The following is a 24,966-nucleotide window of genomic DNA, read 5'->3' as shown; positions in this document are numbered from 1 at the left end:
CTACTCGCTTTCGATCATCTCTGACAGCACCAGTGTTCCGGCAAAGCTCTGTTTCAGTCTCTCCACATTACTTGTCTGCGCAGCATTGAGCGGCTTAGAGCTGTATAATGCCAGAGTGTCATAGACATTTAAGTCAGGATGATCAATCAACCCGGATAGTTCATCGACTCCGTCTATGATGACCATGTACAAACCACGCTGAGACAGTTTGAGTGCCCACAGACGTGACTGGATGTCGTTGACGCTCTCATAGCAAATCAACGCAGCACGCTTATTGCCAGCCGCTTTGTTTTCCGCTTGCAGAATGTCATTGAGCCTGGCAACCATCAGGGTTCGCATCATCCCGGTCTGTAGCGATCGGGATCCAAAACGAACCATAGACAGCGCTTTTTCTACTGGTTGAATAAACTGTTGCTCGACAATATCAAGCGGGTACTCCTTAAGAACCATGCCGATAATGGAGTCTGCTTTAGTTTGGTTCAGCGCTACCAGCGCTTCCAATAACCTGGGAACTTCCGTTAACTGAGCAGCGATCGGTAGTTCATTAACCTCGCTGGAATCATTCACTTCAAGAACATTCTTAACCTTGCCTATCGGAACACCTTTGCTCAGCCAACTCTGTATCTCACCAATCAAAGCAACATGTCGCTCGGTGTAAATACGATGCCCCTTCTCAGTTCGATGAGGTTGGATCAGGTTGTAGCGCCTCTGCCACGCTCTCAGCGTCACCGGCTTAACACCAGTAATTTGTGAAACTTCTCTTATTGCGTACTGTTTCTCTTCACAATCCATATCTTAATCGTAACTCCTGAGGGTGAGGTTGGAAAAAGACTTGCTCTGCCAGGTATTGATCGGGATGGGCCGATAAATAATGCTTGAGCAAAGTAAGTGGCGCTAACAATGGTAACAAACCCGTACGGTAGTCATCGATAGTTTGTCGCAACTCTTGTTTCTCTTGTTTACCAAGCTGGCGTTTAAAGTAACCTTGAATATGCAGCAAAACGTTGGTGTTGTTCTTTCTACTTGCTCTGTTTGCCATCGCTTTCATTAAGCCTTCGCGGTACAGCAGATAGAACTCATCTAACGGATACTCTTTCATATTGGCAACAAGGCTACCGAGCTGTTTATATGACTGAGGGTGGTGCGCCATCAGAACGAGCTTGTAGCGAGAATGAAAGGCGACGATTTTTCCTCTGCTCGGCTCATCGCCCATCGAATGATAAAAATCCTGCAGAGTGTAGACGCGAGTAATAAAGTTCTCTTTAAGTACTGGATCATTGAGACGACCATCCTCTTCAACAGGTAGCCAGGGCATTCTTTTCATTAACTCACGCGTATACAGACCCACGCCTATGTTATCCGCACCACCTTTCTTGTAGACCTTAACTCTTTCCATTCCACAGGTTGGCGATTTGGCACAAACGATGTACCCACACAACTGTTCTTGCTCCAATGCTTCTACTTTCGCTTTGGAGTAATCAATAACCTGCTGGGTATGCTCTTTATTTGGATCTTTGGTTTCAACCAAGGCGATTCGTTCTTCATTAGATACTAAGCGAATCGTTGGTCTGGGAACCGACATTCCTGAGCCAACTTCTGGACACACAGGTACAAAATCAAAATATGGCGCAAGTTCCTTAGTAACAAACTTGCTGACTTTATGGCCTGAATCGAAACGAACGCGTTCACCCAATACACAAGAACTGATGCCGATTTTTATCTTTTGTTCCATTGTGAGCTCCTTTGCTTTCAACAAAGCTATACAATCAAGATTATTGTATAAGTATTAACATAATTTTTGACAACTGTACAAAAACTAAATTTGTACAATCTTGAAAAATGTTACGTAACTTGTGCTCATTTGGTTCACTAAAAAAGGCAAACGTTTTTCCGAATCGATTGCTTTACCAGTTTCAACATATTTAGTTATCAATTGACATCAAGGGCACACAGAGCCGCTCTTTTGTGACATACTTCTCATGGAGTATTGGCAGATATAGCTAGTATTGCCTCAACAGATTTTTCAAAATCAACATAATTAGTAATCAGCAACATGATTGACTAATAAATTTGGAGTAATAACTATGGCAACCCCACACATTAACGCTCAACCTGGTGATTTCGCAGAAACAGTACTGATGCCAGGCGACCCGCTTCGCGCTAAGTACATCGCTGAAACTTTCCTAGAAGATGTCAAACAAGTTTGTGACGTTCGTAATATGTTTGGTTTTACTGGTACTTACAAAGGTAAGAAGGTATCAGTTATGGGCCACGGTATGGGTATCCCTTCTTGCTGTATCTACGTTCACGAGCTAATCGCTGAATACGGTGTAAAAAACGTAATCCGCGTAGGTAGCTGTGGCGCAGTACGTGACGACGTAAACCTAATGGACGTTGTTATCGGTATGGGTGCATCTACAGACTCTAAAGTTAACCGCATTCGCTTTAACAACCACGACTTCGCGGCAATCGCTGACTACGGTCTGCTAGAAGAAGCAGTAAACCAGGCACGTGCTCAAGAAGTTCCTGTAAAAGTAGGTAACGTATTCTCTGCAGACCTATTCTACACACCAGAAGCTGACATCTTCGAAAAGATGGAAAAACTAGGCATCCTGGGTGTTGATATGGAAGCAGCAGGTATCTACGGTGTTGCCGCTGACCTAGGCGCGAAAGCACTAACTATCCTAACGGTTTCTGACCACATCATCCGTGGCGAGAAGCTAAGTTCAGAAGAGCGTCAGAAGTCATTCAACGACATGATGAAAGTTGCTCTGGAAACAGCAATCAACATCTAATTCTATTCTTATCGCCACCGAAGATGTCTTTGGTGGCCTGAATATCCCGAGGGGGAGATAGTGACTACTGGCAAACTGCCACAGGAAGCAGACGGGTTACAGCTCAACTTTTGTAAAACATTGGCGTGTGACAACTTTGGATTGAGTGAAGCGCATCGTTACGTTGTGCAGCATGCTAACCCTAAGCGACCTGCGATGGTATGTCGGGAGTGTGGTGCTTTCCCCCCCTTACTTAACAACCGTGAAGTTTTGAATGAACTTCACCGCCTTAGACACCTTCATAGTGACGGCCTACCCGCATGTCGTAATGACGACTGTGAAAACTTTGGTCTTTCCGTCCACACACATAAGCACCTCTACCATGCCTTTGGCTATAGCGGCGATCGTCAACGCTATCGCTGTAAATCATGCCAATCAACCTTTGTTGATAAGTGGTCTGGCGCCAACAAGAAACTTCACTTCCAAGAAAACCTGCTTGGTTTGCTCTTTATGGGTTACTCCGTGCGAGAGATTTGCCGTAAATTAGAGATCAATCCAAAGACGTTTTATGATCACCTCGATCACATCGCTAGCCGGTGTCGCAGAAAACTGGCCATGTTTGACGCTCGATGGGTCAACCATGCAGCAAACTATGAACTTGCGTCGCACTATGTCTCCCTGCAGCCAAAAAGTAACAACGGCGTTTTATGGATTGCAACTGGCGAGGCACACAGTGGCTATATACTATGCCAGCACGTCAATTACTCTGCAGACGAAGAGCCTGTCGGCAGTGTCGATCACGATCCGTACCAGTTCCCTGCCCGTTTTGTTTCTCGGGAGCACTCATCTGAAGCGAATATGCCGGCACCGACTCCTTCCCCATACTTAAGGGAAAGAATCGACCAGCAGTATCAAACCATTCTGGCACGTGGCAATGTTGAAGACCCAATGGGTAACCTGACGGTATTTAACTATCCATCGAAAGGGGCACTTATTCGGCCTCCTTATACTTCTTATGCTCATTTCCTGCATGTGATGGACTTATGCCAGAGTGAACGTCAAGTTTCAATATACCTGCCTCAGGATCCGGTTTTGCGTTCTGCGGCATTGAGTGTCTGTTTGCCTCGCATTCAGCGTCAAAATATCGACCTTATGTATGTTGAGGAAGATAAAGCGTGGCGCGAAGAGAATCCAATCGACAAGATTGATATCGTCCATATGGGATGGTGGCGTGACAGATGGGCAATTGTACCTAACGAACAAGCTTCGAAGGGCATTTGTTACCTGGCAGGAAATAATAACCAGCCAAAACAATGGTTACGCAAAGCTTCAATCCGCCGCACCGAATTTTATCAGAATCGTTTTCAAACGTTATTTGAGAGTTTCATCAATGAGCCACGACGTAAGCTACGTCCTGGCGGCCTGATGCCAATGCTGGATATATTCAGAGCTTGGCATAATTTGTGCTACCAAGATAAGACCGGTAAAACTGCCGCTCAAACTTTGGAGCTGACTCAGTCCCCTCTAACTTTGCGCGAGCTACTTTCATAATTCTCAGTAATGTGACGAATGCCCGTAAACAGTTTCTGTTTTAGCACTTTTAGTAGTGTTCATTCTTTAGCAATTCATATAATACCATTAGGTATGTGAACACTGATGCAGTAAAGGATTGATTCATTGGATAAAAGCCAGCGACTGTTAGAAGTCGAAATTGAGCAACTCAAAGGGCGGATAGAAACTGAACCCGATAAGGTGTGGGCGATTGCCGAGCAATGTGCCGCTCGCTCCGCGCAGATTCTTTACCCTGAAGGTGAAATCCAGTGTCTCGTCATTATGTCTCGCTGTGCCTGGTGCAGCATGGACTACCGGAAAGGTTTAAAGTACATCAAAGAGGCACACAGTAAACTCAACGTTCTTGATACTGATGACCTGCTTCCAGAAATCCTCCATATCCACGCCCTGCATTACTGGGGGCAAGCTAAATACTATTCCGCGCAACAATACTGGATCAACGCATTAGAACAATCGGCACTGGTTGATGAGACCGAAGTTCAGTTAGAAGCTTTGATTGGTCTGGGCAACGTGTGGCGTATTACTCACGAATATAATCTTGCCAAGTCCACCCACGAGTTAGCGGTAAAAGTGGCAAATAACAGCCGTATCGGCTGGCTGGAAGGCAAAGCCCGTATTCTGCTCGCATGGGATCTTTACCTGCTCAACAACTATGTTGAGATGCTGTCGGTGCTCGACGGTGCGATGGAAGCTCTTAAAGATCACCATGATAAAACCTGGCAAGCAGAGGTATGGGATTTCAGAGGTCTGGCGTTATTGGGGCTTGAGCGAGTTGAAGACGCCGAGCAAGCCACCAGCAAGGCTCATGAGTTAGCACTTCGCCATGATCTCACCTGGATGAAAGCGCACTCTTTTATCAGTCGCGCAAGGGTCGAATTACTGAGAAAGAGGCCACAGAAGGCCGCTGAACTGCTGATTGAAGCGGAGCGCTCAGCTGTCTCGTTTGATAATGGTGAGCTGCTGTCACAAATATGCTTCCAACAGTCACGGGTGGCTGAAGAATCCGGTGATTACAAAACCGCGTTAGAAGCATTCCAGAAATATCGTAAACACTCCACCAGCATGCTACGTGAGCAGACTGCTCGGGTCAGTAACGATAAAGCGCGCGCCTCTAAACGACAACTTGAACAACGCGCACGCAAGCTGATTAACCGAATTCGCGGCCAGCACGAGTTTGACCCTGACAAGCAGTTAAGCCAGATGGTGTCTGAGACTTATTGGTGGGAACAACTGGTGCTGTTCAAAACAGAACTAAAACGTTCAAATCACGCCGTGATCACCATTCAGCATCACGACTCTAACTGTCTTGATGTGTGTGCAGAGCTGGCCCACTCGATTTGTAACAAACAGGATATGCTAGCTCGACTAAGCAGCGAGCGTCTGGGGTTACTGCTCGCAGATAAGGGCGAAGAAGCGCTCAACGTGTTTCAGGTCCTCGCCAAAATGATTGAGATTTACCCATGGCATCGTCGCGGCCTCGATCAAGATCTACCTAAGGTGGTGTACCAGGACATCCTTTCTTTCCCATTCACTCTAGAGCAACTTGAAGATAGCCAGCTGCAGGAACAAGACCATGGAAGCATTACTTAAAAAAATATCTGACTCTGGTTTGGATGCTGCTTCCGTCACAGGCGAAGAGGCACTGATTTTTTGGGATCATGTCAAGCAACATGTCGCGACCAGCTCTCAGGAGAAAGCTCAGTGTCTGGTGATTAGTGCTGAGTTTCGTTTCGAGCTTAAGCAGTTACAAACAAGCATCGATGAATTAAGGCAGGCGTTAGGTTACCTGACGTTACCAGAAGATGCGGAGCTTATCTTAGAAGTTCGCAACGCACTGGCTGACAAACTGGTCGAAAACGGTGATTACCACGGTGCGCTCAACGAATATATCTCTTCGTCAACCATAGCGGTAGATAACGGCTTTATCGATGCCTATGTTCTTGCGGTGATTGGCATGGGCAACTTGTGTGACTCCTATGGCGACCACAACCGGGCGCTACGTTATTACCAGAAGGTCGACAGTATCGATCATGCAATCAGCAGCCGTTCACTACGCTTGCGATACAAACTCTATATGCTGGCCTGTTATATCGAGCTTAATCGTGTCACCGCTGCCAATGACCTCATCAAAGAGTGTGAAGAGCTGAGTATTCTGGTCAGTGACAAAGTCCTGTCAGGCCAAATACTCCTCTATCAAGCGAAGCTATACCGACAAAACAAACAGCTCGATTCAGCCATGCGCTGTCTGGGGAACGTGCAATACACGACGGGTAACATTCACTCAGTTTGGCTGTCGAATATGATACGCCTAGAGCTTGCAGCCTGTCTGAGTGAGGTCAATAAACCTCATATTGCAAACTGGGTACTGGAATCGACTCGTAAGAGAATTAAGCAGTACGCTTCGCCAATCCTCAATTTGCAGTTATGCAACGCGCTGGGCGAGGTTTGCGCCCAACGAGACGATTTCAAAAGCGCGTTAGAGTATCAGAAAAAAGCCTATCGCATTGAAAGTGATCTGATGAAAAAGATCCCTATTGGTGAACTGGGCGCCAGTCAGTTAAGACGCCTCTCTCGTTTTGAGTTGCAACTGAAACTGATCCTGTCTGAACAAGAGAACCGCGAGTTAAAAGAGACAACTGAGAGCCAGAAACACACGGTGGCTCAACTCCAGCAGGACGTGTTTACCGATCCTCTGACAAGTCTGCACAATCGCCGCTGGCTAGATGTCAAACTCAAAGATCTGTTGCTGCATGATGTGCCATTCGCTTTGATGGTCGTTGATATCGACCACTTCAAATCGATTAATGATGAGTTAAGCCATTTGGTCGGTGACAAAGCCATCGTCAATGTCTCTCATGAACTCTCCGCTTATTTTAAGTTCCGCGGTGCGTCATGTGTGCGCTTTGGCGGTGAGGAATTCTTAGTTATCCTTGAACGCGCAACCCTCGAACAAGCAGAGATGCATGCGGAAAACTACCGAGAGCGTATTTTCAATTTCGGCTGGCAAAACATTCTTGGAGAGCGGGGCCTAACCGTCAGTATCGGCATTACCCTTCATCGTGAAGGTGAAAATACGCAAAGAACGTTTTATCGCGCTGATAAAGCGCTCTACCGTGCTAAAGCTAATGGCCGCAACCAAGTCTGCACTGAATAGGTTCACTGAACAAAGAACAGTGAGATCCCTCCGACAGCCACTAATGTACCTAAGGCACTTTTCGCGCTAACACGCTGACCTTTTATTAGATAAATAATCAAAATAAACAGTGGACTGGTGGCTATCAGTGTCTGCGCGATAGCTGGGTTAGCGTGCTTGAGCGCCACTTGCTGCAACCACAAGGCAAGAAAGGTACCGACGAATATCGCCCCTATCAGCCATAGCAAGGCGCCAGGTGTGAGCTCTTTTAAGTGCTGTTTGATTCCTTTATATGGGTTAGCCTCAAACAAATTGATCACCACCATGACCGCCAACACACCTACAGTAAGACGAATAAATGCTCCCAGCAGCGGCGGTAGATCCCCGGCGACCAATGCATAGTGGGAGATAACCACACCAGAGGCCTGACACACACTGGCTAGCAAGCCAAATGCGACGCCTGACCAACTCATTTCAGAGTTTGCTTCGCTAGGTTGAAAGATAACAAAGGTAACAGCCAGGGTAGTCACTACAACGCCTAACCAACTTTGCACTGAAAGTACACTACCCAGCGCAAGGAGCGCCAACACGCCGGAGAGTGGCGGTGCTAACGACTCGATCAACAGTGTTTTATTGGCGCCAATACGTTTTAAAGAGGCAAAATAGGCACTATCACCAATCGCAATGCCCACTACCCCAGAAACCGCCAGAATAATAAGGTGCTGAGTCTCGATCGACGGTTCGACTGCCCCTTCAAAGGGAAGTACCATCAGCATCATCGCCGACGCGATCACCCCTTTAACAATGTTAAGCTGCAGCGCGGAAAATCGGTGACTAAACTGACTGTATATCCATGTGGCTACCGCCCATGCGATTGCGGCTCCAATCGCCGCCATCTCTCCCTGAAAACCCATCATCCCTCGCATAATGTTGTCGTCGCTTTATTTTCGACAAAATTGTAACCAAATAATCGCTAATTTGTTGTTTTTATTTCTATACTTTATGACTCAACCGCCGTACGATTTAAATTTAGAAACACAACTACAAGGACTTAGCTATGTTTTTAGACTACTTCGCCTTAGGGCTGTTGGTCTTTGTTGCCCTCGTCATCTTCTATGGCATTATCGTTATTCACGATATTCCCTACGAAATCGCCAAAGAGCGCGGGCACCCTCATCAGGACGCTATTCACTATGCTGGCTGGGTCAGCCTGTTTACGCTACATGCCATTTGGCCATTTCTTTGGATCTGGGCAACAATCTGGCGTAAAGAGCGCGGTTGGGGATTCCAAAGACTCGAAGAAGAGCAACATGACATCCATCATCGTGTAAACACTCTTATCGATCAGGTTGCTCAACTCGAACAAGAGATTGCGAGTCTAAAAGCACAAGGCCACCAGCAAGCACCGAACGAGAACGGTAAGAAGGAGGAGCAATAATGGATTTACTACTCATTCTGACTTACGCTGCACTCTGTATCACCATCTTTAAAGTCTTCAATATTCCACTCAATAAATGGACAGTCCCTACTGCCGTACTTGGTGGTGTTGTCCTGATTGGTACACTGATCCTGTTGATGAACTTTAACCATCCGTTTACTCAGTTAGGTAATCAGGTTTTCTCTTCCACCCCGATTGTCTCTGGTGTTCGTGGCAAGGTGATTGAAGTTCCGGTAGAAGCGAACAAACCATTGCAACAAGGCGATATCTTGTTCCGAATTGACCCAATTCCTTATCAGGCAGAAGTCGCCAAGCTTGAAGCTCAGATCAAAGAAGCCAGTCAGGGCGCTCTTGGTCTGGAATCGAAACTTCAGGCAGCTAAAGCCACAGAAATACAAGCGATTGCAGAACGAGACAAGGCTCAGCGCGAGTTTTCACGTTATCAACGTGGTTTCGATAAAGGCGCGTTCACCGAGCAACAACTTGATACTCGTCGTCAGGCTTACAAAGCAGCGCAAGCTGCAGTAGAAGCAGCGGAAGCGGGTGTTGAACAGGCCGAACTGGCACTCAACTCTGAGATTGGCGGTGAAAACACCACTGTCGCACGCCTGTTAGCAGAGCTTCGTAAAGCTGAGTTCAATCTGGAACAAACCGTTGTCAGAGCACCAACCGACGGTTTTGCCACTCAGTTGGCACTACGACCAGGGGTAATGGCCGTGCCACTACCATTGGCTCCTGTCATGACTTTTGTTCATACCGAAGAAAAGATCTATACCGCTGCATTCAGACAAAACTCATTGCAAAGGCTAAAACCAGGCTACGAGGCAGAGTTCTTGTTCAGAGCTCTGCCCGGTAAGGTGTTTAAAGGTGAAGTCATTGATGTGTTACCTGCGATTGGCGAAAGTCAGTTCCAGACTCGCGGTAGTCTACTTGGTACTGAAGCACTAAGAACCAGTGGTCGAGTGTTTGTGACTCTAAAAATCACCGATGACCTTACTGACTACCAACTACCAATGGGTACCGCTGTTGAAGTAGCGGTGTATTCAGATAAGTTCACTCATGTATCGATAATGCGCAAAGTGCTAATCCGCATGAAGAGCTGGCAAAACTATCTCTATCTGGATCATTAATCCACTCTCTATCAGGCCTCACTCAGAGGCCTGATTCGTTTCTAACCGATACGTTCCTTCATCATTGTTTACTTCCTTTTTAGCCATCCAGATAGTTAGCTTTCCAATCTTTAACTCTACAGGTATAATCTGCGCCTTGCGTCTACAGGTGTACAAAACTCAACCAATTACAAGTCCCTGTAATACCGTTCTTTCATAATTTTATTGCCATTTATCAGGTTGTTAACCTATTGCTTCAACTATGTGATAGATGGGTTTCATACAAAGGGTTATCTATGAACTTTTCAGCAAAAACCGTTGTGGTTATCGCGATTGGTGCAGCGCTATACGGCATTGGTGGTTTACCTATGTTTGGTATTCCAGTCTTCGCCAACACCACACTTAAACCTGCAATGGCTGTACTTGCTCTATTCTCAGTTTTGTTCGGCCCTGTCGTTGGTTTCCTTGTTGGCTTTATTGGTCACTGGGTAACAGACCTGTTTGCCGGCTGGGGCGTGTGGTTAACATGGGTATTGGGTTCAGGTATCGTCGGTATGGTGATTGGCTTCTTCCCTATGCTGACTAAGCAACGCATTGCTAACGGCCACTTCGACAACAAAGACTTTATCCTTTTCGTGCTCCTCGCTCTGGTTGGTAACGTATTCGGCTACGGCTGCTCGGCATTACTCGACACGGTTCTTTACGCCGAACCATTTACTAAAGTCTTTACTCAGCTAACAATTATCGCAGCAGGCAACACGGTACTTATCGCCGTAGTGGGTTACTTTATCCTTAAGTCTGTCGCGAAGCGCAACAAGCAAAGCCGCAACCTGACTGAGGCTTAATAGATAATGACCATTGAATTTTCTGACTTCTCTTTTAGATATGAGTCACTGGATAAACCGACACTAAAACATATCAATCTAAGGATAGAGAAAGGAGAGAAAATCGTCATTATCGGACCAAGTGGTAGTGGTAAATCTACCCTTGGTCAATGTCTGAATGGTCTGATCCCGCACGCCATCAAAGGCGAAACGACAGGCCAGCTACTGCTAAATGGTAAGCCATCAACTCAACTCGATCTGCACCACTACACCGAGCAAGTTGGCACTGTGTTACAAGACACCGATAGCCAGTTCGTAGGTCTGAGTGTTGGTGAAGACATCGCCTTCGCACTGGAGAATCAACTTACCTCAAACATCGAGATGTACCCGATTGTCCAGTCAACCGCAAAGATGGTCGAACTAGAAGACATGTTGCAGCGTTCGCCTCATGATCTATCCGGTGGTCAAAAACAACGTGTCTCTTTGGCTGGTATTCTCGTCGACGATGTTGACACACTGCTGTTTGATGAGCCGCTTGCCGCTCTGGACCCTAAAACCAGCCGCAAAACAATCGAGATCATCGACCAACTGCACCGTGAAACGGGTAAAACCGTCATCATCATCGAACACCGTCTGGAGGATGTTCTTCATCGCCCGGTCGATCGAGTGATCCTGATGCAGCAAGGAGAAATCGTCGCAGACATGAGTCCGGATGAGTTATTGGCATCGCCTCTGTTAGAGGTTCACGGCATTCGTGAACCGTTATATTTAACAGCGCTTAAAGCGGCTAAATGCCCTCTTGAACAAACGCAAGCTTTTGCCTCGATGGACGCAATGCCGATCTCAGGTTACAAACAACACTTTGCTAACTGGCAAGCACAAGCGATAGCTCACACACATGGCAGTGATACTCTGCTGAGCATCAAAGATCTCAGCTACTCCTACGATGGGGAAAAGAACGCACTGGAAAATGTCTCGTTTGATATTACTAAAGGTGAGTTCATCTCTGTACTGGGAAAAAACGGTTCGGGTAAATCAACTCTGACTAAGCTGATCATGGGTGTGATCGAACCAGATTCGGGCTCTATCTCACTACAAGGTGAAGACATTTCAACTCTGTCTATCTTTGAACGAAGTCAGCAGATTGGTGTGGTACTACAAAACCCGAATCACATGATTTCGCATCATATGATTTTCGATGAAATTGCCTTTGGTCTGCGCAACAAAGGGCTGTCTGAGCAAGATGTTGAAGCTAAGGTTCTGAGAACATTAGAGCTTTGTGGTCTGAGTAAATACCGTAACTGGCCAATCGAAGCGCTGAGTTATGGGCAAAAGAAGCGTGTCACTATCGCTTCCATTCTGGCGTTAGAGCCAAAGCTGCTCATTCTTGACGAACCGACTGCTGGTCAGGACTATCGCAACTATACCTCGATGCTGAACTTTATTCGTCAGTTGAATATCCAGTTGGGTATCACCGTTATGATCATTTCGCACGATATGCATCTGGTGCTTGAGTATACCGACCGTTCAATCGTTATTTCAGACAGTCAGCTGATTGCTGATGCGCCGATGACAGAAGTATTCAGTCAACCACAACTATTGGACAAGGCTAACCTCACCACCACTAGCCTGTACGATTTGGCACAACATTTAGAAGTAGAAGATAAAAACGCCTTTATGCAGTACTTCATTCAACTAGAGAGCGATGCCGCATGAAAGCTTCAAAAATGAAGTTTGGTATCAGCTATGTCGATACCAAATCACCTCTGCATGCGCTAAACGGCATCACCAAGTTTGCTTTATTTATGGCTTGGGTCACTGTGGTTCTGACCACATTTGATATTCGCCTGATCGGATTACTCATTGTGACGGGTCTCTACCTGCTTAAGCTGACACAGGTTCCGTTTAAGGTCTATAAGCCACTGCTGATTGGTACCGCAAGCGTATTGATGCTTAATGCACTGTTTATGTTTTTGCTCGCTCCACAGCAAGGCAGTGAGTACATCGGTACAAGTACTGTTTTGTTGAATTTGCCCGGTGACTATTCACTGACTCAGGAGACTCTGTTTTATTTGGTTACCGTAACACTGAAATATTTCAGCATGTTTCCCATTGCGTTGGTGTTCGTCTTTACTACTCACCCTACCGAGTTTGCTGCCAGCCTGAACCGCATCGGTGTACCTTATAAGATTGCTTATGCGGTCAGTCTGACACTACGCTACCTTCCTGAGGTTAAGAACGATTTCGTTAACATCATGCACGCTCAGCAAGCTCGTGGTCTTGATATATCGAAGAACACGCCTTTAATGCAACGCTTACAAAATGTAGCCAAGATCCTTGGACCTCTGATATTTTCGAGCCTGGACCGTGCCGACGAGATATCCAACGCAATGACGTTGCGTGGTTTTGGACGTCACAATACTCGTTCCTGGTACAGCGCGAGACCATTAGGTACCTCAGACAAGATTTGTCTGTTCGCTATTGTCGTGATCGTCCTGTTAGCCATTATCAAGCGCTATTTAGAAACAGAGCTATTCTGGTATCCGTTCTAACTAAAAAGCCTAGAGTTCAACTCTAGGCTTTTTTTCAGCTTACCGCGAGCCCCCTAGTCCAGAGCAGCAGAAGCATCATCGCAGACGCCATCCATACCGCTGTGGCCATGGTCAGTGTATTGACCAAACTAAAACGATAACTAAAGTAATACACCGCTAACAAATAGCTGGCATAGGGCAGAAGTGAATATAGCCCAAACAACGCGGTGACTCTTAACTCCTCCATACTCCGCTCACTGCCGACTATATAATGGGCAATCAGAGCGAACGTGGGAAACAGAGGTACCAAGCCCGCAATAAAGAAGTTCTTTGACTTCGACAGCAATGCAATCATCATTACCGCAGCCGCGCCAAGAAGGCATTTCAGAAACAACGCAACCATTGAATGACCTATGCCAGATTGAGAAACAGCTCTTCGTCTGTCATATATTTATGCTTAGTGCCCAAATTGCGTAAGTGCATAAACATAAAGTCCGGGAACCCTGGAGCTAACAGGTCATTAGGTTGCCATACGATTCCTCCAACAAAAACATACCTTCCCTGCTTCTCTTCGCAATGAAGTGCATTATTTATTTCTGTCGATAGCTCAGGACGCACCCCTTCAATAACACAAACAATTTGCCCTCTAGCCACACCAACAACACGCTTAACGAGATTGGCTTTCATACCGCAACGCCAAGCCTGTCGCGTCGCCATTTCAAAGCCATGCTTTCGCACACCTTTCTGAACGTTCACAATTAAATTCATCGCCTAGAACACCTAATAAAGTGCAGATATTGTTCTAGAGTAGTAACAGTGAATTTATATGACGACCACAGCGATCCCCTCAATTCTCACCAGATGAAAATTACCTGCAAATCGCTTGTTTTTAATTGCAGAAGTTGACTAGACGGTTATAGTCAAGCGGAAGAGAATGTCGCACCAAGACGGTGCAGCAGCGCACCAAACCATGGCACGCTTCCCTCTCGCGCGAGATGGAGAATATTAAACAGTGCGCGTCATAAATTGGCTATTGGGATCCAACGTATAATCAGCAAAAGGCTCGCAATACTCAAAACCATATTTCTCATAAAGAGCACGGGCAGGAGCAAAAAAGTCCATTGACCCCGTCTCCAGACTCACGCGTGTTAAGCCATTGTCGCGCGCATGACCGAGCACATGCCTGAGCATAGAAGACGCAACACCCTGACTGCGCGCAGAGGTTGCAGTACGCATAGATTTGATTTCACCATGTTGTGCATCAAGCTGTTTTAGTGCAGCACAGCCTAGCAGTACCCCCTCTTTCCATCCAGTCCAAAACGTCACTTGAGGATCTCTTAACGCGGAGACATCCAGCGCATGGACGCTCTCAGCGGGTGAAGTAGCATTCATATCTGCCAGGTGCTGCTCTAGTAACGCCAGTACTTGAGGGTGTTCTAATAATCCCGTTTTTATTTCCATTACGACTCTCTGTTATCAGATATTCTGCCGATACAGCAATATTGATACCAAGAGTATTCAGATGCATATGAAAGCCTGTCTACGCTAGTCGTATTTGGCGTCATTTGAGAACCAAATCAGATCGTGTTCACATTATGCGTATAAAACGGGATTATATTTACATATTATTGAGACCAATAACTCATAATTCTTCACCTTGTGCCGATAAATTTGTAATCAGATTTTTACAAAATAACTGTAAGCCTTCCGGCATAGACGGAATAGGAATCCAAGTATGAAAGAAGTAGAGTTTCGAACGATAGATCGCTTGTTCATCAAAATGTCGATCAACGATAAGATGTGGGCCATTTTTGCCATATTCATTGTAGCCGTAGCGGCTCTGGCTGGTGGAAGATATACTCAGACATTAGACACGTTTGAACAAACTGCCCGCTCCACTGCTGAACAACAAATCAATGCAATGGCCAAGGTTGCTGACCCGCAGCAACTCAATGCACTTTCCAATGTAAAACAGATCAATGGTCTGCAGCCTGCGGCATACAATGACGGTATTGTGACAGCCACAGCCAAAGCCCAAGACGGGCAAATCTATCAGCTAACCCTGAACCGAACTAACGATCTGCAACAGCTTAAATCTGAGGCCCTGACCAGTTTTGCACTTAGTTTCTTGTGGGCACTGCCATTTGCGCTGTTCTGCTACTGGGTTGCGACCTTTCTTGGTGGCGCTCTGTGGGTTCTTTACACCACCACTCAGCGTATCGGTGAAGGTGACCTGACTTCTCGCCTTGGCTTCCATCCTGGCCGTGACGAATTCGGTACCATCGGCTGTGCTCTTGATAAAGCGATGGATACCCTGACTGAGCTGGTGGTAACGGTAAAAGAGAATGCCACGACTTTAAGTGAAACCTCGGCCTCATTTGAACAGGAAATGAAACTGAGTGAAACGCAGATCAACCAACAGTACGCATCTCTGGACTCTGTTGCGACAGCAATGGAACAAATGACCGCTTCTGCAAAAGAAGTGACTCATATCTCGCAACAGTCCACTTCGCAAACAGAAAGCGATTCAGACCATATCGACCAGAGCTATCAACGCGTTCAGTCGGCGATCAGTGAGATCAACAAACTCTCAGACTATATCGGTCAGGCATCTGAGTCAGTATCAAGTCTGACAGATAACACCACTCAAATTAATGAAGTGATCACTACCATCAATGCGATTTCTGAGCAGACTAACCTGCTTGCCCTTAATGCCGCAATTGAAGCCGCACGAGCGGGTGAACAAGGGCGTGGCTTTGCCGTCGTTGCTGATGAAGTCCGTACTCTTGCGGGACGCACTCAGGCTGCAACGGTAGAGATCCAGTCAATGATTGAAAAACTTCAGTCGGAGACCCGCAGTATTGCCTCAATTACCGAGCAGACGGTAAGTCAAGCGCAAACCAGCAGTGAAATCGTTGCTGATATTGGTAGTGACGTGCAATCCATTTCTGAGTCAGCCCGTTCGCTCAAGGATATGAGTATCCAGATCTCAACGTCTGCAGAGGAGCAGAGTGCTGTCGCCAATGATATTGCCTCTGAACTGAGCGATATTCGTACTCAGTCTAATACCATTCGCAACGTTGCTGAACAATCATCAATGGGTGTGGCAAATCTAACCCAAGCATCAGTATCGCTGGCAGACATTCTAAAAAGCTATCAAACTCAATAATCTAGAAGGGCCTGCGGGCCCTTTGTTTTTATCGCAATAAAAGCCCCACCAACACCCCCGCTGTTACCTATACTTATGAGAGTTTAATTTCAGGATAAGGGTAACATTATGAGCAGTATCCTACTGTATGTACTGTTATTGACCAATCCGGCCTCCGGTCAACAATCTGGCCCTCTACCGCTAAAATGCACACTGCTTCAGACCGCAGATAGCTTTTGGTTTTACAAAGAACAACTGGTGTATGAGAGTGAGCAGTTCATTGTGCTGCAAAACTTTAAGGGACGCACCGTCACGCAAATAGATCTCAAAACGGGTGAGCTTATCCGCACCACCTATATTGGCGATCCCTACGATCCCAAGTATCAGATTTTGCTGGGTAAATGTACCAATCCGCAACATACCATCAAGATGTGGCGGCTCACTGAAGTACCTTACGATAACTAAGGTTGGCAGCGATAAATAGGCATTACACTCCTACCCTCCGCGAAAGTGAAACCTGAGCAACAAACCATGAACTACAGTTAGGATCACAAACTGATAACAAATCCAACACATCGCCTCGCTTAGCCACTAGAATAATTGCTCAATTTAAGGAGGTTAGACATGGATGAACTACTCGCAGATTTCGCCACCATCACGGAGATTCAGGTGGCTTGGGGAGAGATGGACGCCCTACAGCACGTCAATAACGCGGTTTATTTTCGCTACTTTGAAACTGCCCGACTCGACTATTTCAAAAAAATCAATCTGCTGGTGAATCTAAAGCAGAGCCATATAGGTCCTGTACTCGGTCACACTGAGTGCCGCTATAAAGCTCCTGTAACCTACCCAGACACTCTGTTGATTGGTTCTCGTGTCACCGATTTGCAAGATGATCGCTTCACTATGGAATATCACATAGTAAGCAAGACAACAGGTAAGGTGACCACTGTCGGTTCGGCCACCTGCGTGATGTTTGACTTTCAACATCACACCAAAGCTTCTATTCCTGATGAGATCAAACAAGCCATTCTGTCGACTGAAGAAAAGTGAGGCTTGGTTCCTCACTCTTGTTTGACTCGATATTCACTACGATCAGGCAATTTGTATGTCATCTAATATTTGTCTTGGTATATACTGCACGCCATCGTAAATAATCACCCTATTTATCAATGAACAAGAGCTTACTTACCAATCTTATCGCACTCGCGCTTCTCGCAGGCGGCTATCAAGCAGACAATCAAATCGCTTTCTATGCAGGCTTATTTGCTTTCTCGGGAGCAATCACTAACTGGCTCGCTATCCATATGCTGTTTGAAAAGGTTCCGGGACTGTATGGCTCTGGTGTTATTCCAGCCCGTTTTGAAGAATTTAAAGCTGCGATTAAGACTCTGATGATGGAGCAATTTTTCACTCAGGAAAACATCGACAAGTTTCTTAGTAAAGAAATGGCTGGTGGAAAGTCGTTAAACCTTGAGCCTGTGATTGAGAAAATTGACTTTAATCCAACGTTTGATTCGCTGGTCGAAGTGATCGCTAACTCTCAGTTTGGCGGGATGCTGGCAATGTTTGGCGGTACTGAAGCTCTTCAACCGATGAAACAGCCATTTGTCGACAAGATGAAAGAAGCCATTGTCGACATGAGCCAAAGTGACACCATCAAAGATGCCTTAAAAGAACAATTTGAAGCACCCGCGATGATGGATGAGATCCGTACCAATGTTGAGAACATTATTGATCAACGTCTTAGTGAACTGACACCAAAACTGGTCAAAGAAATCGTTCAGAAAATGATTAAACAGCACCTTGGCTGGCTAGTCGTTTGGGGTGGGGTGTTCGGCGGCATTATCGGCGTAATTTCTTCGTTCGTTGCCTAATCTCACAGATAAAAAAGGAAGCTAGACGCTTCCTTTTTTATAACTTAGAAATCAGGTCCGCATTGACGCCAAAACTGGTCTTGTGCTCTTCTATCACTACTTCGCTGCGAGTCTGAATCACACCAGGTAAAGTTCCCAGCTTAGTCGACATAAAGTTCTGATACGCTTTCATATCTTTAACCCGCACTTTAATCATGGTGTCGAAATCTCCGGATAACGAGTAACACTCTTCGATCTCTGGCATATCTGCCACCGCCTGAGCGAACTTTTCAAAGATAGAAAAACTGGTCTGATCTAACCGGATGTGGATAAACACCTGAACATCCAACCCTAGTTTTTCCGGGTTGAGCTCAGCATGGTAACCAGTAATGTAGCCCTCTTTTTCCAATCTTTTAACCCGATCAGAGCAAGGGGATGTGGTTAAGTTGACTTGTTTGGCAAGTTCAACAATAGGAAGTCGACCCTTAAGATTTAAGGCTCGGAGGATCTCACGGTCAATTCTGTCTAAATCCATGAATAGCTCATAGTGTTGCTATAGATACTTTGTCCATTCTAAAACAAAAGCACCCTGCCACTGATAGCAATAACGGAATAAACCAGAATTTTGTGAAGGTTACGCGATTTTTACGCCTGAAAATGCGTCTTGTTGAGTCGACACTTCAGTTTGAGTATTGCAGACGCGGCAAAAAGCCTGTTTCTCCATTTTGACATAGTGGTCACCCTGGAAAACCGTCGCGAAAAAACTCGCCAAATGTTTCACTACCGAATCATGTTGCGTTTCACAACGCTTCATTACAATTTTATGTGCAGTTTTTTTATTGCAGCAATGGCAGTGTAAGTGTGGCATTTGGGTCGTCCTAACTGTTAGCTTTATTGATAACAGACACATTCTGGAACTGAGAGTTCACTCAATTCAAACATTAGTTTACAAAACGTGAGACAAGTTCAATTAATAGCCAATATAAAGACAAAAAGCCCCTAAAATAGGGGCTTTTTATTAGAACGTGCAGGAATTAGTCTAGTTCAACCAGCAGCTTTTTGAATTTCGCATGCTGAGCTTTTACTGTTTGTTCCGGCTCACCAGTCATCAGACTTACCACAACAATCGAAATCGTTGAGAAGATGATTCCCGGTACAATTTCGTAAACATCGAACCAGCCACCAGATAGCTGTTTCCATACTACGATGGTAATACCACCAACAAGAATACCCGCTAGTGCGCCGTTGCGGTTCATGCGCTCCCAGTACAGGCTTAGGATTAGCGCAGGACCAAATGCCGCACCAAAACCAGCCCAAGCGTAAGAAACCAGACCTAGTACAGAGCTATCTGGCGTCATCGCTAGAACTAACGCAACGACAGAGATGCCTACTACAGCAATACGGCCAACCATTACGATCTCTTCAGAGCTTGCATCTTTCTTGAACACTTGCTTGTAGAAGTCTTCTGCCAAAGCCGAAGAAGAAACAAGTAATTGTGAATCCGCTGTACTCATTACCGCAGCCAGAATCGCCGCAAGTAGAATACCTGCAACTACTGGGTGGAATAGCGAGTTAACCAGCAACATAAAGATCTTCTCACCATCATCAACGCTTACACCTGAGTTAGTCACGTATACCAGGCCAACAAGACCAACTAGCATTGCACCAACCATAGACAGGGCAGTCCAGATCACCGCGATGCGGCGAGCCGTTGTGAGATCTTTGTTTGAACGAGACGCTTTAAAACGAGCCAGGATATGTGGCTGACCAAAGTAACCCAGACCCCACGCAACCAGCGAAATAATCGCTATCGCAGACAGAGGCTCACCTTTAGAGTCGTTCCACAATGTCAGTAGTTGAGGGTTAATAGATTCGAGATCGCCACCAAGCTGACCGAAACCACCTTCCATTGCTGCGATAGGAACAATCATAAGTGCAGCAGCCATTAACAGCCCCTGAACTAAGTCAGTCCATGATACGGCAAGGAAACCACCAAATAGTGTGTAAGAAACGACACATACTGTGCCGATGATTACCGCAGTGGTGTAATCTAAGCCAAAGACTGTTTCAAATAGTTTACCGCCCGCTACCAAGCCTGAACTTGTGTAGAAAAGGAAGAATAAAAGGATAAAGAAAGCAGAAATAACCTGAATCAGTTTTGAATTGTCGTTAAAACGACGTGACAGGAATTCTGGTAATGTTAGCGCATCAGTTGTAATACTGTACGTACGAAGACGCTTAGCGTTGATTAACCAGTTCAACCAAGTACCTACAAGTAGACCACCTGCTAGCCAAAATGCTTCGATACCCGCTGCGTAGGCATAGCCCGGCAGACCAAGTAGAAGCCAACCACTCATGTCCGATGCACCTGCAGAAAGCGCCGCAGGCCAAGGGCCTAATGAACGACCGCCAAGAAAGTAGTCGCTTGAGTTTTTTGTACGCTGGTATGCAATGACACCAATTGCCAGCATCAATACCAGATACGCAATAAACGTGGTTGTAATAGCAAAGCTATTTTCCATGTGATTTGTCCTCTTTTAAAAGATCGCCTTCCCTGAATGCCCTCTTACGAGGGCAAATCAATGAAGATTAGTGGGCTTCGCTTCCAAGCTCGAGCAAGGTCGCGTTACCACCCACTGCTGTTATATTTATTGTTCTTGTACGCTCTGTAATAAAACGGAGCGCCAAATGAGGATCATGAGCGACAGGAATGCTCACAAGATCCGTTTCAGACGTCAGGCTTACAATTGCGCCTGTACGTTTTGCCAGTTGGCGGTTGATCGTCCTTTCCACCTCTGGGTTTCCAACATAACCAATGCTACGCACGTCCGACTCCAGCAACTGATGGTAAGCATCATATGCTGCAAACTGGACTAGGTGAGTTGGTAGCGAAGAGTGCACATACGCAGCCTCTAACGCCTGACAAAGTTCTGCGTCATCACTGCATAAGATGACGCTATTACCTGCAATCAGAGCAGCACTTAGCTGAGCTACAGCGGATAACTTTGCTTGCTCTTGGATATCATCCTGAATCACAAGAGTGACACCACGACCTGCGGTGTAAAGTTCGTTGGTTTCACCCGTTGGGCCAACCAGTTGATGCGTTTCAGCAATCAGTGCTGAAGCTTGCTCAATGTGGTATGACACGACAGAAGCCAACTCAGGCTGAGCTTGTTGCAAAGCCTGTTTAAAAGCGAGTAAACACTCACTTTTCGAATCAAAATTGGTGAGATTCCAGTTTTCCCAAGCAGAGAAAGCGTCGGAAAAACGAGTTACCTGATGAACCATAATTACTTCTCCTTGCTCACTCGATTAACAAAACTGTGTTTGGGTAAAACGGTAAAGATAGTGAGGACCACCAGCTTTTGGACCTGTACCAGACAGACCCTGACCACCGAATGGCTGAACACCTACCACAGCACCTACCTGGTCACGGTTGATGTAGCAGTTACCCACACGAGCGTGTTTTTCGATCCAACGATAAGTGGTTTCATTGCGGCTATGGATACCCATAGTCAGACCAAAACCTGTGTTGTTAATCTGACCAACAATCTCAGTCAGTTCACTCGCCTTAAAACGAACAATATGAAGAATTGGACCAAACTGCTCTTCTTTGAGGCAAGAGATATCACGGATTTCAAACGCTGAAGGGGCAACAAAATCGCCATTTTCGTGCTCTTCTGTAAGCGCAAGCTGTGCGACCTTTTTCTCTGTTTCAGTCATCAGCTCAATATGTTTCAGCAGTTTGTCTTTTGCCGTAGCATCGATAACCGGACCAACATCTGTCGAGTGAAGGTAAGGCTTACCAACACTCAGCTCTTCCATCGCACCCTGAATCAATCCAACAATACGATCTGCGATGTCTTCCTGAACATAAAGGACACGAAGTGCACTACAACGCTGACCTGCCGAAGCGAAAGCAGAACGAATAACATCACGTACCACCTGCTCTGGGAGTGCAGTACTGTCAACAATCATGGCATTTTGACCGCCGGTCTCTGCGATAAACGGCACCGGAGCAGCATCGCGCTCTGCCAGTGTCTGGTTAATGCGTTGAGCGGTGGCAGTTGAACCGGTAAAGGCGACGCCCGCGATTGCAGGGTGAGACGTTAGAGCTGAACCAATTTCAGCACCGCGACCAGTCAACAGTTGAATGGTTCCTGCAGGGAAGCCCGCATCCATCATTAGTTCAACGGCGCGAGCCGCAATCAGGCTGGTTTGTTCAGCTGGTTTAGCGACTACAGTATTGCCAGCAACCAAAGCAGCAGTAACCTGACCGAGGAAAATTGCCAGAGGGAAGTTCCAAGGACTGATACAGACGAATACTCCTCGACCCTGACGAGATACCTGACGAGCTTTTCCATCAAAGCCATTGACTGTCAGTTCACCTAACGCATCAACCTGCTTAGCGTAGTAGCGACAGAAATCAACCGCTTCACGAACTTCATCAATACTATCGTGAATCGTCTTACCCGCTTCCTGATGACAGATAGCAACAAGCTCAGCCAGATGCTCTTCCATCAGGTCAGCAAGTACTTCCAGTTTCTCTCCACGCTGCGCTTTTGGCGTTGCTTGCCATGTATCGAAAGCTTGCTCTGCACCTTCAATAGCAGCGGAAACATGATCAAGGGTTGCGAAAGCGACCTGACCTACGTGAATACGGCGGTCATAAGGTGCGGTAACTTGCTCTGTGTTGATGTTTGCCTTGATCATGCTTTCGGCAAGCATCTCACCATTGATAATAGGACCAGCCTGCCATTGCTTGTTCAAAAAGCTTTCGACTTCATGTTCAAACGGCTTAGCTTCACTCTCCACATCAATATTGATACCCAGTGAGTTTTTACGCTCTGGGAAGACTTGAGGAGGCAGAGGAATACTTGCGTTGTTGAGTGTGTCAAAAGCAGCAAGCATATCAACAGGGTGTTGAGTCAGACTCTCAACCGGGCAACGAGCATCCACCAAACGGTGAACGAAAGAGCTGTTCGCACCATTTTCTAATAGACGACGAACCAGATACGGAAGTAAATCTTTATGGCTGCCAACTGGAGCGTAGATGCGCACTGACTGTTGGTAAGCTTCCATCGCATGGTTGTATAGAGAGTCGCCCATACCGTGCAAGCGTTGGAATTCGAAATCTTTGTGCTCTGCCATCACCGCGATAGAGGTAACAGTTTGCGCATTATGGCTGGCAAACTGAGGGAAGATATTACCGCGAACATTTTCACTCAGTAAGAAGCGAGCACATGCTAGGTAAGCAACATCTGTTGCTTCTTTACGAGTGTATACTGGATAGTTAGTGTAACCCGCCTGTTGAGACCATTTGATCTCGCTGTCCCAGTATGCGCCTTTAACAAGACGTAGTGGGATCATGTCACCCTGCTCTTTCGCCAGGCCATTTAGCCAAACTAAAACAGGTAACGCGCGTTTTGAGTACGCCTGAACAACTAAACCGAATTTGCCCCAGCCTTTAACCAGTTCACTACGGTAGACTTTTTCAAACAGTTTTAGCGACAGCTCAAGACGATCGGCTTCTTCCGCATCGATTGTGATAGCAACATCTAGCTCGACCGCGCGACGCAGGAGCTGCTGAAGCGTGTCGTACAATTCAGTAAGTACACGCGCTTCGTTGGCCACCTCATAACGAGGGTGAAGCGCAGAAAGCTTAATCGACACAGACGGCGCTGGGCTAACGTCAGAGGCATAGTTATCTCTTCCAACCGCTTCAATGGCCATCAAGTAATCTTTAAAGTACTTGTTCGCATCCGCAGTGGTCAGTGCCGCTTCACCGAGCATGTCGTATGAATAGGTGAAGCCTTTATCACGCATTGGACGGCCATTTTTCTGCGCCTCTGCTATACTACGGCCAAGAACAAACTGATGACCCATCACCTTCATCGCCTGGTGCATTGCTTTACGGATAACAGGCTCAGACATTTTATTAACCAGACGGTTAACAGCGCTTGCAGGACTTTGGGATTCGCTATCAGACAGGCCGACAACTTTACCAGTCAGCATTAAGCCCCATGTTGAAGCATTAACAAATACCGAATCTGAGTTCTTCAGGTGCGATTTCCAATCAGCTACAGTCAACTTGTCACGGATCAGAGCATCTGCCGTCGCAGAGTCAGGGATACGCATCAGAGCTTCAGCGAGACACATCAGCAAGATGCCCTCCTGAGTATCGAGACTGTACTCCAGTAGCAGAGCATCGATCATCTGAATCGATTTTTTATCGGCACGGATGGCATTGATCAATTCCGTCGTTTTGACGGCAATCTGCTGTTTTTCATCCGTCGTCGGAGTTGCTAATGGCAGCAATTGGTTAAGCCATTGTGATTCGTCCACCATATAAAGTGGCGAGATCAACGACCAAAGCTTCTCAAGCGGCTGCTCGACAAACTCAGCGTTTAACACATCACTCGCTGTAAACATGCGTTTTCCTCAATCTCACACCTGAAATCATTTCAGGTTTTCTACAATGGCCTGCAGTGTATTTTGAGCTTGAGAAGAATACTTGTCAAAAACTCCGAGCTTTTTGCTAAAAACTCTGATTATTAACAAAACAAAAACAGAGTCACACT

At 46.3% G+C, this 24,966-nt stretch carries 24 protein-coding genes; 13 read left to right on the top strand and 11 right to left on the bottom strand.

Annotated features, from left to right (window positions below):
- Both RH46_RS15980 and RH46_RS15975 read right to left on the bottom strand, forming a co-directional pair.
- A complete protein-coding gene (locus tag RH46_RS15980) occupies window positions 1-792 on the bottom strand; it encodes a MerR family transcriptional regulator (RefSeq protein ID WP_006880549.1) in 792 nt (263 codons plus the stop codon).
- Complete coding sequence (locus RH46_RS15975; protein ID WP_006880548.1) at window positions 782-1,732, bottom strand: YbgA family protein; 951 nt, start codon at window positions 1,730-1,732, stop codon at window positions 782-784. The genes RH46_RS15980 and RH46_RS15975 overlap by 11 nt, the downstream gene beginning before the upstream one ends.
- A gap of 352 nt (window positions 1,733-2,084) precedes the next feature.
- On the opposite strand from RH46_RS15975, the gene deoD reads away from it, so the two are divergent.
- The 4 genes from deoD to RH46_RS15955 all read left to right on the top strand — a co-directional run bounded on the left by deoD (window position 2,085) and on the right by RH46_RS15955 (window position 7,500).
- The gene (gene deoD / locus RH46_RS15970; RefSeq protein ID WP_005470284.1) at window positions 2,085-2,795 is read left to right on the top strand and encodes a purine-nucleoside phosphorylase; all 711 of its coding nucleotides are present in this window, start codon (window positions 2,085-2,087) and stop codon (window positions 2,793-2,795) included.
- A gap of 60 nt (window positions 2,796-2,855) precedes the next feature.
- Window positions 2,856-4,325: a hypothetical protein gene (locus RH46_RS15965; protein WP_006880547.1), complete on the top strand. Its 1,470-nt coding sequence runs from the start codon at window positions 2,856-2,858 to the stop codon at window positions 4,323-4,325.
- A 126-nt stretch (window positions 4,326-4,451) separates the two neighbouring features.
- Window positions 4,452-5,936 (top strand): tetratricopeptide repeat protein, encoded by a 1,485-nt coding sequence (locus RH46_RS15960; RefSeq protein WP_006880546.1) that lies wholly within the window; start codon window positions 4,452-4,454, stop codon window positions 5,934-5,936.
- Window positions 5,920-7,500 (top strand): diguanylate cyclase domain-containing protein, encoded by a 1,581-nt coding sequence (locus tag RH46_RS15955; RefSeq protein ID WP_006880545.1) that lies wholly within the window; start codon window positions 5,920-5,922, stop codon window positions 7,498-7,500. Before RH46_RS15960 ends, RH46_RS15955 begins: the two co-directional genes overlap by 17 nt.
- Window positions 7,501-7,502: 2 nt before the next feature.
- On the opposite strand, the gene RH46_RS15950 is transcribed toward RH46_RS15955, so the two are convergent.
- Complete coding sequence (locus RH46_RS15950; RefSeq protein ID WP_006880544.1) at window positions 7,503-8,393, bottom strand: DMT family transporter; 891 nt, start codon at window positions 8,391-8,393, stop codon at window positions 7,503-7,505.
- A 143-nt stretch (window positions 8,394-8,536) separates the two neighbouring features.
- Between RH46_RS15950 and RH46_RS15945 the strand changes: the two genes are divergently transcribed.
- The 5 genes from RH46_RS15945 (at window position 8,537) to RH46_RS15925 (ending at window position 13,402) form a co-directional block, all read left to right on the top strand.
- On the top strand, window positions 8,537-8,917 hold the full coding sequence (locus RH46_RS15945; RefSeq protein WP_006880543.1) for a DUF3302 domain-containing protein: 381 nt from the start codon (window positions 8,537-8,539) through the stop codon (window positions 8,915-8,917).
- Entirely contained in the window at window positions 8,917-10,047 is a 1,131-nt protein-coding gene (locus RH46_RS15940) for an HlyD family secretion protein (protein ID WP_006880542.1), read from the top strand. The genes RH46_RS15945 and RH46_RS15940 overlap by 1 nt, the downstream gene beginning before the upstream one ends.
- A gap of 275 nt (window positions 10,048-10,322) precedes the next feature.
- A complete protein-coding gene (locus tag RH46_RS15935; RefSeq protein WP_006880541.1) occupies window positions 10,323-10,871 on the top strand; it encodes an ECF-type riboflavin transporter substrate-binding protein in 549 nt (182 codons plus the stop codon).
- Window positions 10,872-10,877: 6 nt separating this feature from the next.
- On the top strand, window positions 10,878-12,566 hold the full coding sequence (locus tag RH46_RS15930) for an ABC transporter ATP-binding protein (RefSeq protein ID WP_006880540.1): 1,689 nt from the start codon (window positions 10,878-10,880) through the stop codon (window positions 12,564-12,566).
- Window positions 12,563-13,402 (top strand): energy-coupling factor transporter transmembrane component T family protein, encoded by an 840-nt coding sequence (locus RH46_RS15925; protein ID WP_006880539.1) that lies wholly within the window; start codon window positions 12,563-12,565, stop codon window positions 13,400-13,402. Before RH46_RS15930 ends, RH46_RS15925 begins: the two co-directional genes overlap by 4 nt.
- Before the next feature lie 34 nt (window positions 13,403-13,436).
- Here the strand turns inward: RH46_RS15925 and RH46_RS15920 are convergent, their stop codons facing one another.
- The 3 genes from RH46_RS15920 to RH46_RS15910 form a co-directional block, all read right to left on the bottom strand.
- Entirely contained in the window at window positions 13,437-13,784 is a 348-nt protein-coding gene (locus tag RH46_RS15920; RefSeq protein WP_006880538.1) for a GlpM family protein, read from the bottom strand.
- A gap of 8 nt (window positions 13,785-13,792) precedes the next feature.
- Window positions 13,793-14,149, bottom strand: a complete 357-nt coding sequence (locus RH46_RS15915; RefSeq protein WP_006880537.1) for a hypothetical protein — start codon at window positions 14,147-14,149, stop codon at window positions 13,793-13,795.
- A 237-nt stretch (window positions 14,150-14,386) separates the two neighbouring features.
- Window positions 14,387-14,842 carry a GNAT family N-acetyltransferase gene (locus RH46_RS15910; protein WP_006880536.1) on the bottom strand — a complete coding sequence of 152 codons (456 nt, stop codon included), beginning with the start codon at window positions 14,840-14,842 and terminating at the stop codon, window positions 14,387-14,389.
- A gap of 274 nt (window positions 14,843-15,116) precedes the next feature.
- Here RH46_RS15910 and RH46_RS15905 point away from each other — a divergent pair, with 274 nt between their 5' ends.
- From RH46_RS15905 to RH46_RS15890, 4 genes are all read left to right on the top strand, one after another.
- Window positions 15,117-16,550: a methyl-accepting chemotaxis protein gene (locus RH46_RS15905; RefSeq protein WP_006880535.1), complete on the top strand. Its 1,434-nt coding sequence runs from the start codon at window positions 15,117-15,119 to the stop codon at window positions 16,548-16,550.
- A 108-nt stretch (window positions 16,551-16,658) separates the two neighbouring features.
- Window positions 16,659-16,994, top strand: coding sequence for a hypothetical protein (locus RH46_RS15900; RefSeq protein WP_006880534.1), 336 nt, complete (start codon window positions 16,659-16,661; stop codon window positions 16,992-16,994).
- Between the two features lie 159 nt (window positions 16,995-17,153).
- Window positions 17,154-17,582 carry an acyl-CoA thioesterase gene (locus RH46_RS15895; RefSeq protein WP_006880533.1) on the top strand — a complete coding sequence of 143 codons (429 nt, stop codon included), beginning with the start codon at window positions 17,154-17,156 and terminating at the stop codon, window positions 17,580-17,582.
- A 119-nt stretch (window positions 17,583-17,701) separates the two neighbouring features.
- Complete coding sequence (locus tag RH46_RS15890) at window positions 17,702-18,406, top strand: DUF445 domain-containing protein (RefSeq protein ID WP_006880532.1); 705 nt, start codon at window positions 17,702-17,704, stop codon at window positions 18,404-18,406.
- A gap of 37 nt (window positions 18,407-18,443) precedes the next feature.
- Here the strand turns inward: RH46_RS15890 and RH46_RS15885 are convergent, their stop codons facing one another.
- The 5 genes from RH46_RS15885 to putA all read right to left on the bottom strand — a co-directional run bounded on the left by RH46_RS15885 (window position 18,444) and on the right by putA (window position 24,817).
- Entirely contained in the window at window positions 18,444-18,920 is a 477-nt protein-coding gene (locus tag RH46_RS15885) for an Lrp/AsnC family transcriptional regulator (RefSeq protein ID WP_004744557.1), read from the bottom strand.
- 99 nt (window positions 18,921-19,019) lie between these two features.
- The gene (locus RH46_RS21865) at window positions 19,020-19,199 is read right to left on the bottom strand and encodes a hypothetical protein (protein ID WP_241210063.1); all 180 of its coding nucleotides are present in this window, start codon (window positions 19,197-19,199) and stop codon (window positions 19,020-19,022) included.
- 220 nt (window positions 19,200-19,419) lie between these two features.
- Window positions 19,420-20,907, bottom strand: coding sequence for a sodium/proline symporter PutP (gene putP / locus RH46_RS15880; RefSeq protein ID WP_006880530.1), 1,488 nt, complete (start codon window positions 20,905-20,907; stop codon window positions 19,420-19,422).
- 67 nt (window positions 20,908-20,974) lie between these two features.
- Window positions 20,975-21,673, bottom strand: coding sequence for a hypothetical protein (locus RH46_RS15875; RefSeq protein WP_006880529.1), 699 nt, complete (start codon window positions 21,671-21,673; stop codon window positions 20,975-20,977).
- A 24-nt stretch (window positions 21,674-21,697) separates the two neighbouring features.
- On the bottom strand, window positions 21,698-24,817 hold the full coding sequence (gene putA, locus RH46_RS15870) for a bifunctional proline dehydrogenase/L-glutamate gamma-semialdehyde dehydrogenase PutA (protein WP_006880528.1): 3,120 nt from the start codon (window positions 24,815-24,817) through the stop codon (window positions 21,698-21,700).
- Between the last annotated feature and the right edge of the window lie 149 nt (window positions 24,818-24,966).

It is taken from the genome of Vibrio brasiliensis LMG 20546 (assembly GCF_000189255.1).
Taxonomy (GTDB): domain Bacteria; phylum Pseudomonadota; class Gammaproteobacteria; order Enterobacterales; family Vibrionaceae; genus Vibrio; species Vibrio brasiliensis.
The sequence above is the reverse complement of the archived record's forward strand: the minus strand, read 5'-3'. Positions and strand labels throughout refer to the sequence as shown.

Bases quoted from the DNA above. Each gene is read 5' to 3' on its own strand.
- RH46_RS15980 (WP_006880549.1), bottom strand. From the start codon at position 792: ATGGATTGTGAAGAGAAACAGTACGCAATAAGAGAAGTTTCACAAATT.
- RH46_RS15975 (WP_006880548.1), bottom strand. From the start codon at position 1,732: ATGGAACAAAAGATAAAAATCGGCATCAGTTCTTGTGTATTGGGTGAA.
- deoD (WP_005470284.1), top strand. From the start codon at position 2,085: ATGGCAACCCCACACATTAACGCTCAACCTGGTGATTTCGCAGAAACA.
- RH46_RS15955 (WP_006880545.1), top strand. From the start codon at position 5,920: ATGGAAGCATTACTTAAAAAAATATCTGACTCTGGTTTGGATGCTGCT.
- RH46_RS15950 (WP_006880544.1), bottom strand. From the start codon at position 8,393: ATGGGTTTTCAGGGAGAGATGGCGGCGATTGGAGCCGCAATCGCATGG.
- RH46_RS15945 (WP_006880543.1), top strand. From the start codon at position 8,537: ATGTTTTTAGACTACTTCGCCTTAGGGCTGTTGGTCTTTGTTGCCCTC.
- RH46_RS15940 (WP_006880542.1), top strand. From the start codon at position 8,917: ATGGATTTACTACTCATTCTGACTTACGCTGCACTCTGTATCACCATC.
- RH46_RS15935 (WP_006880541.1), top strand. From the start codon at position 10,323: ATGAACTTTTCAGCAAAAACCGTTGTGGTTATCGCGATTGGTGCAGCG.
- RH46_RS15930 (WP_006880540.1), top strand. From the start codon at position 10,878: ATGACCATTGAATTTTCTGACTTCTCTTTTAGATATGAGTCACTGGAT.
- RH46_RS15925 (WP_006880539.1), top strand. From the start codon at position 12,563: ATGAAAGCTTCAAAAATGAAGTTTGGTATCAGCTATGTCGATACCAAA.
- RH46_RS15920 (WP_006880538.1), bottom strand. From the start codon at position 13,784: ATGGTTGCGTTGTTTCTGAAATGCCTTCTTGGCGCGGCTGCGGTAATG.
- RH46_RS15915 (WP_006880537.1), bottom strand. From the start codon at position 14,149: ATGAATTTAATTGTGAACGTTCAGAAAGGTGTGCGAAAGCATGGCTTT.
- RH46_RS15910 (WP_006880536.1), bottom strand. From the start codon at position 14,842: ATGGAAATAAAAACGGGATTATTAGAACACCCTCAAGTACTGGCGTTA.
- RH46_RS15905 (WP_006880535.1), top strand. From the start codon at position 15,117: ATGAAAGAAGTAGAGTTTCGAACGATAGATCGCTTGTTCATCAAAATG.
- RH46_RS15900 (WP_006880534.1), top strand. From the start codon at position 16,659: ATGAGCAGTATCCTACTGTATGTACTGTTATTGACCAATCCGGCCTCC.
- RH46_RS15895 (WP_006880533.1), top strand. From the start codon at position 17,154: ATGGATGAACTACTCGCAGATTTCGCCACCATCACGGAGATTCAGGTG.
- RH46_RS15890 (WP_006880532.1), top strand. From the start codon at position 17,702: ATGAACAAGAGCTTACTTACCAATCTTATCGCACTCGCGCTTCTCGCA.
- RH46_RS15885 (WP_004744557.1), bottom strand. From the start codon at position 18,920: ATGGATTTAGACAGAATTGACCGTGAGATCCTCCGAGCCTTAAATCTT.
- RH46_RS21865 (WP_241210063.1), bottom strand. From the start codon at position 19,199: ATGAAGCGTTGTGAAACGCAACATGATTCGGTAGTGAAACATTTGGCG.
- putP (WP_006880530.1), bottom strand. From the start codon at position 20,907: ATGGAAAATAGCTTTGCTATTACAACCACGTTTATTGCGTATCTGGTA.
- RH46_RS15875 (WP_006880529.1), bottom strand. From the start codon at position 21,673: ATGGTTCATCAGGTAACTCGTTTTTCCGACGCTTTCTCTGCTTGGGAA.
- putA (WP_006880528.1), bottom strand. From the start codon at position 24,817: ATGTTTACAGCGAGTGATGTGTTAAACGCTGAGTTTGTCGAGCAGCCG.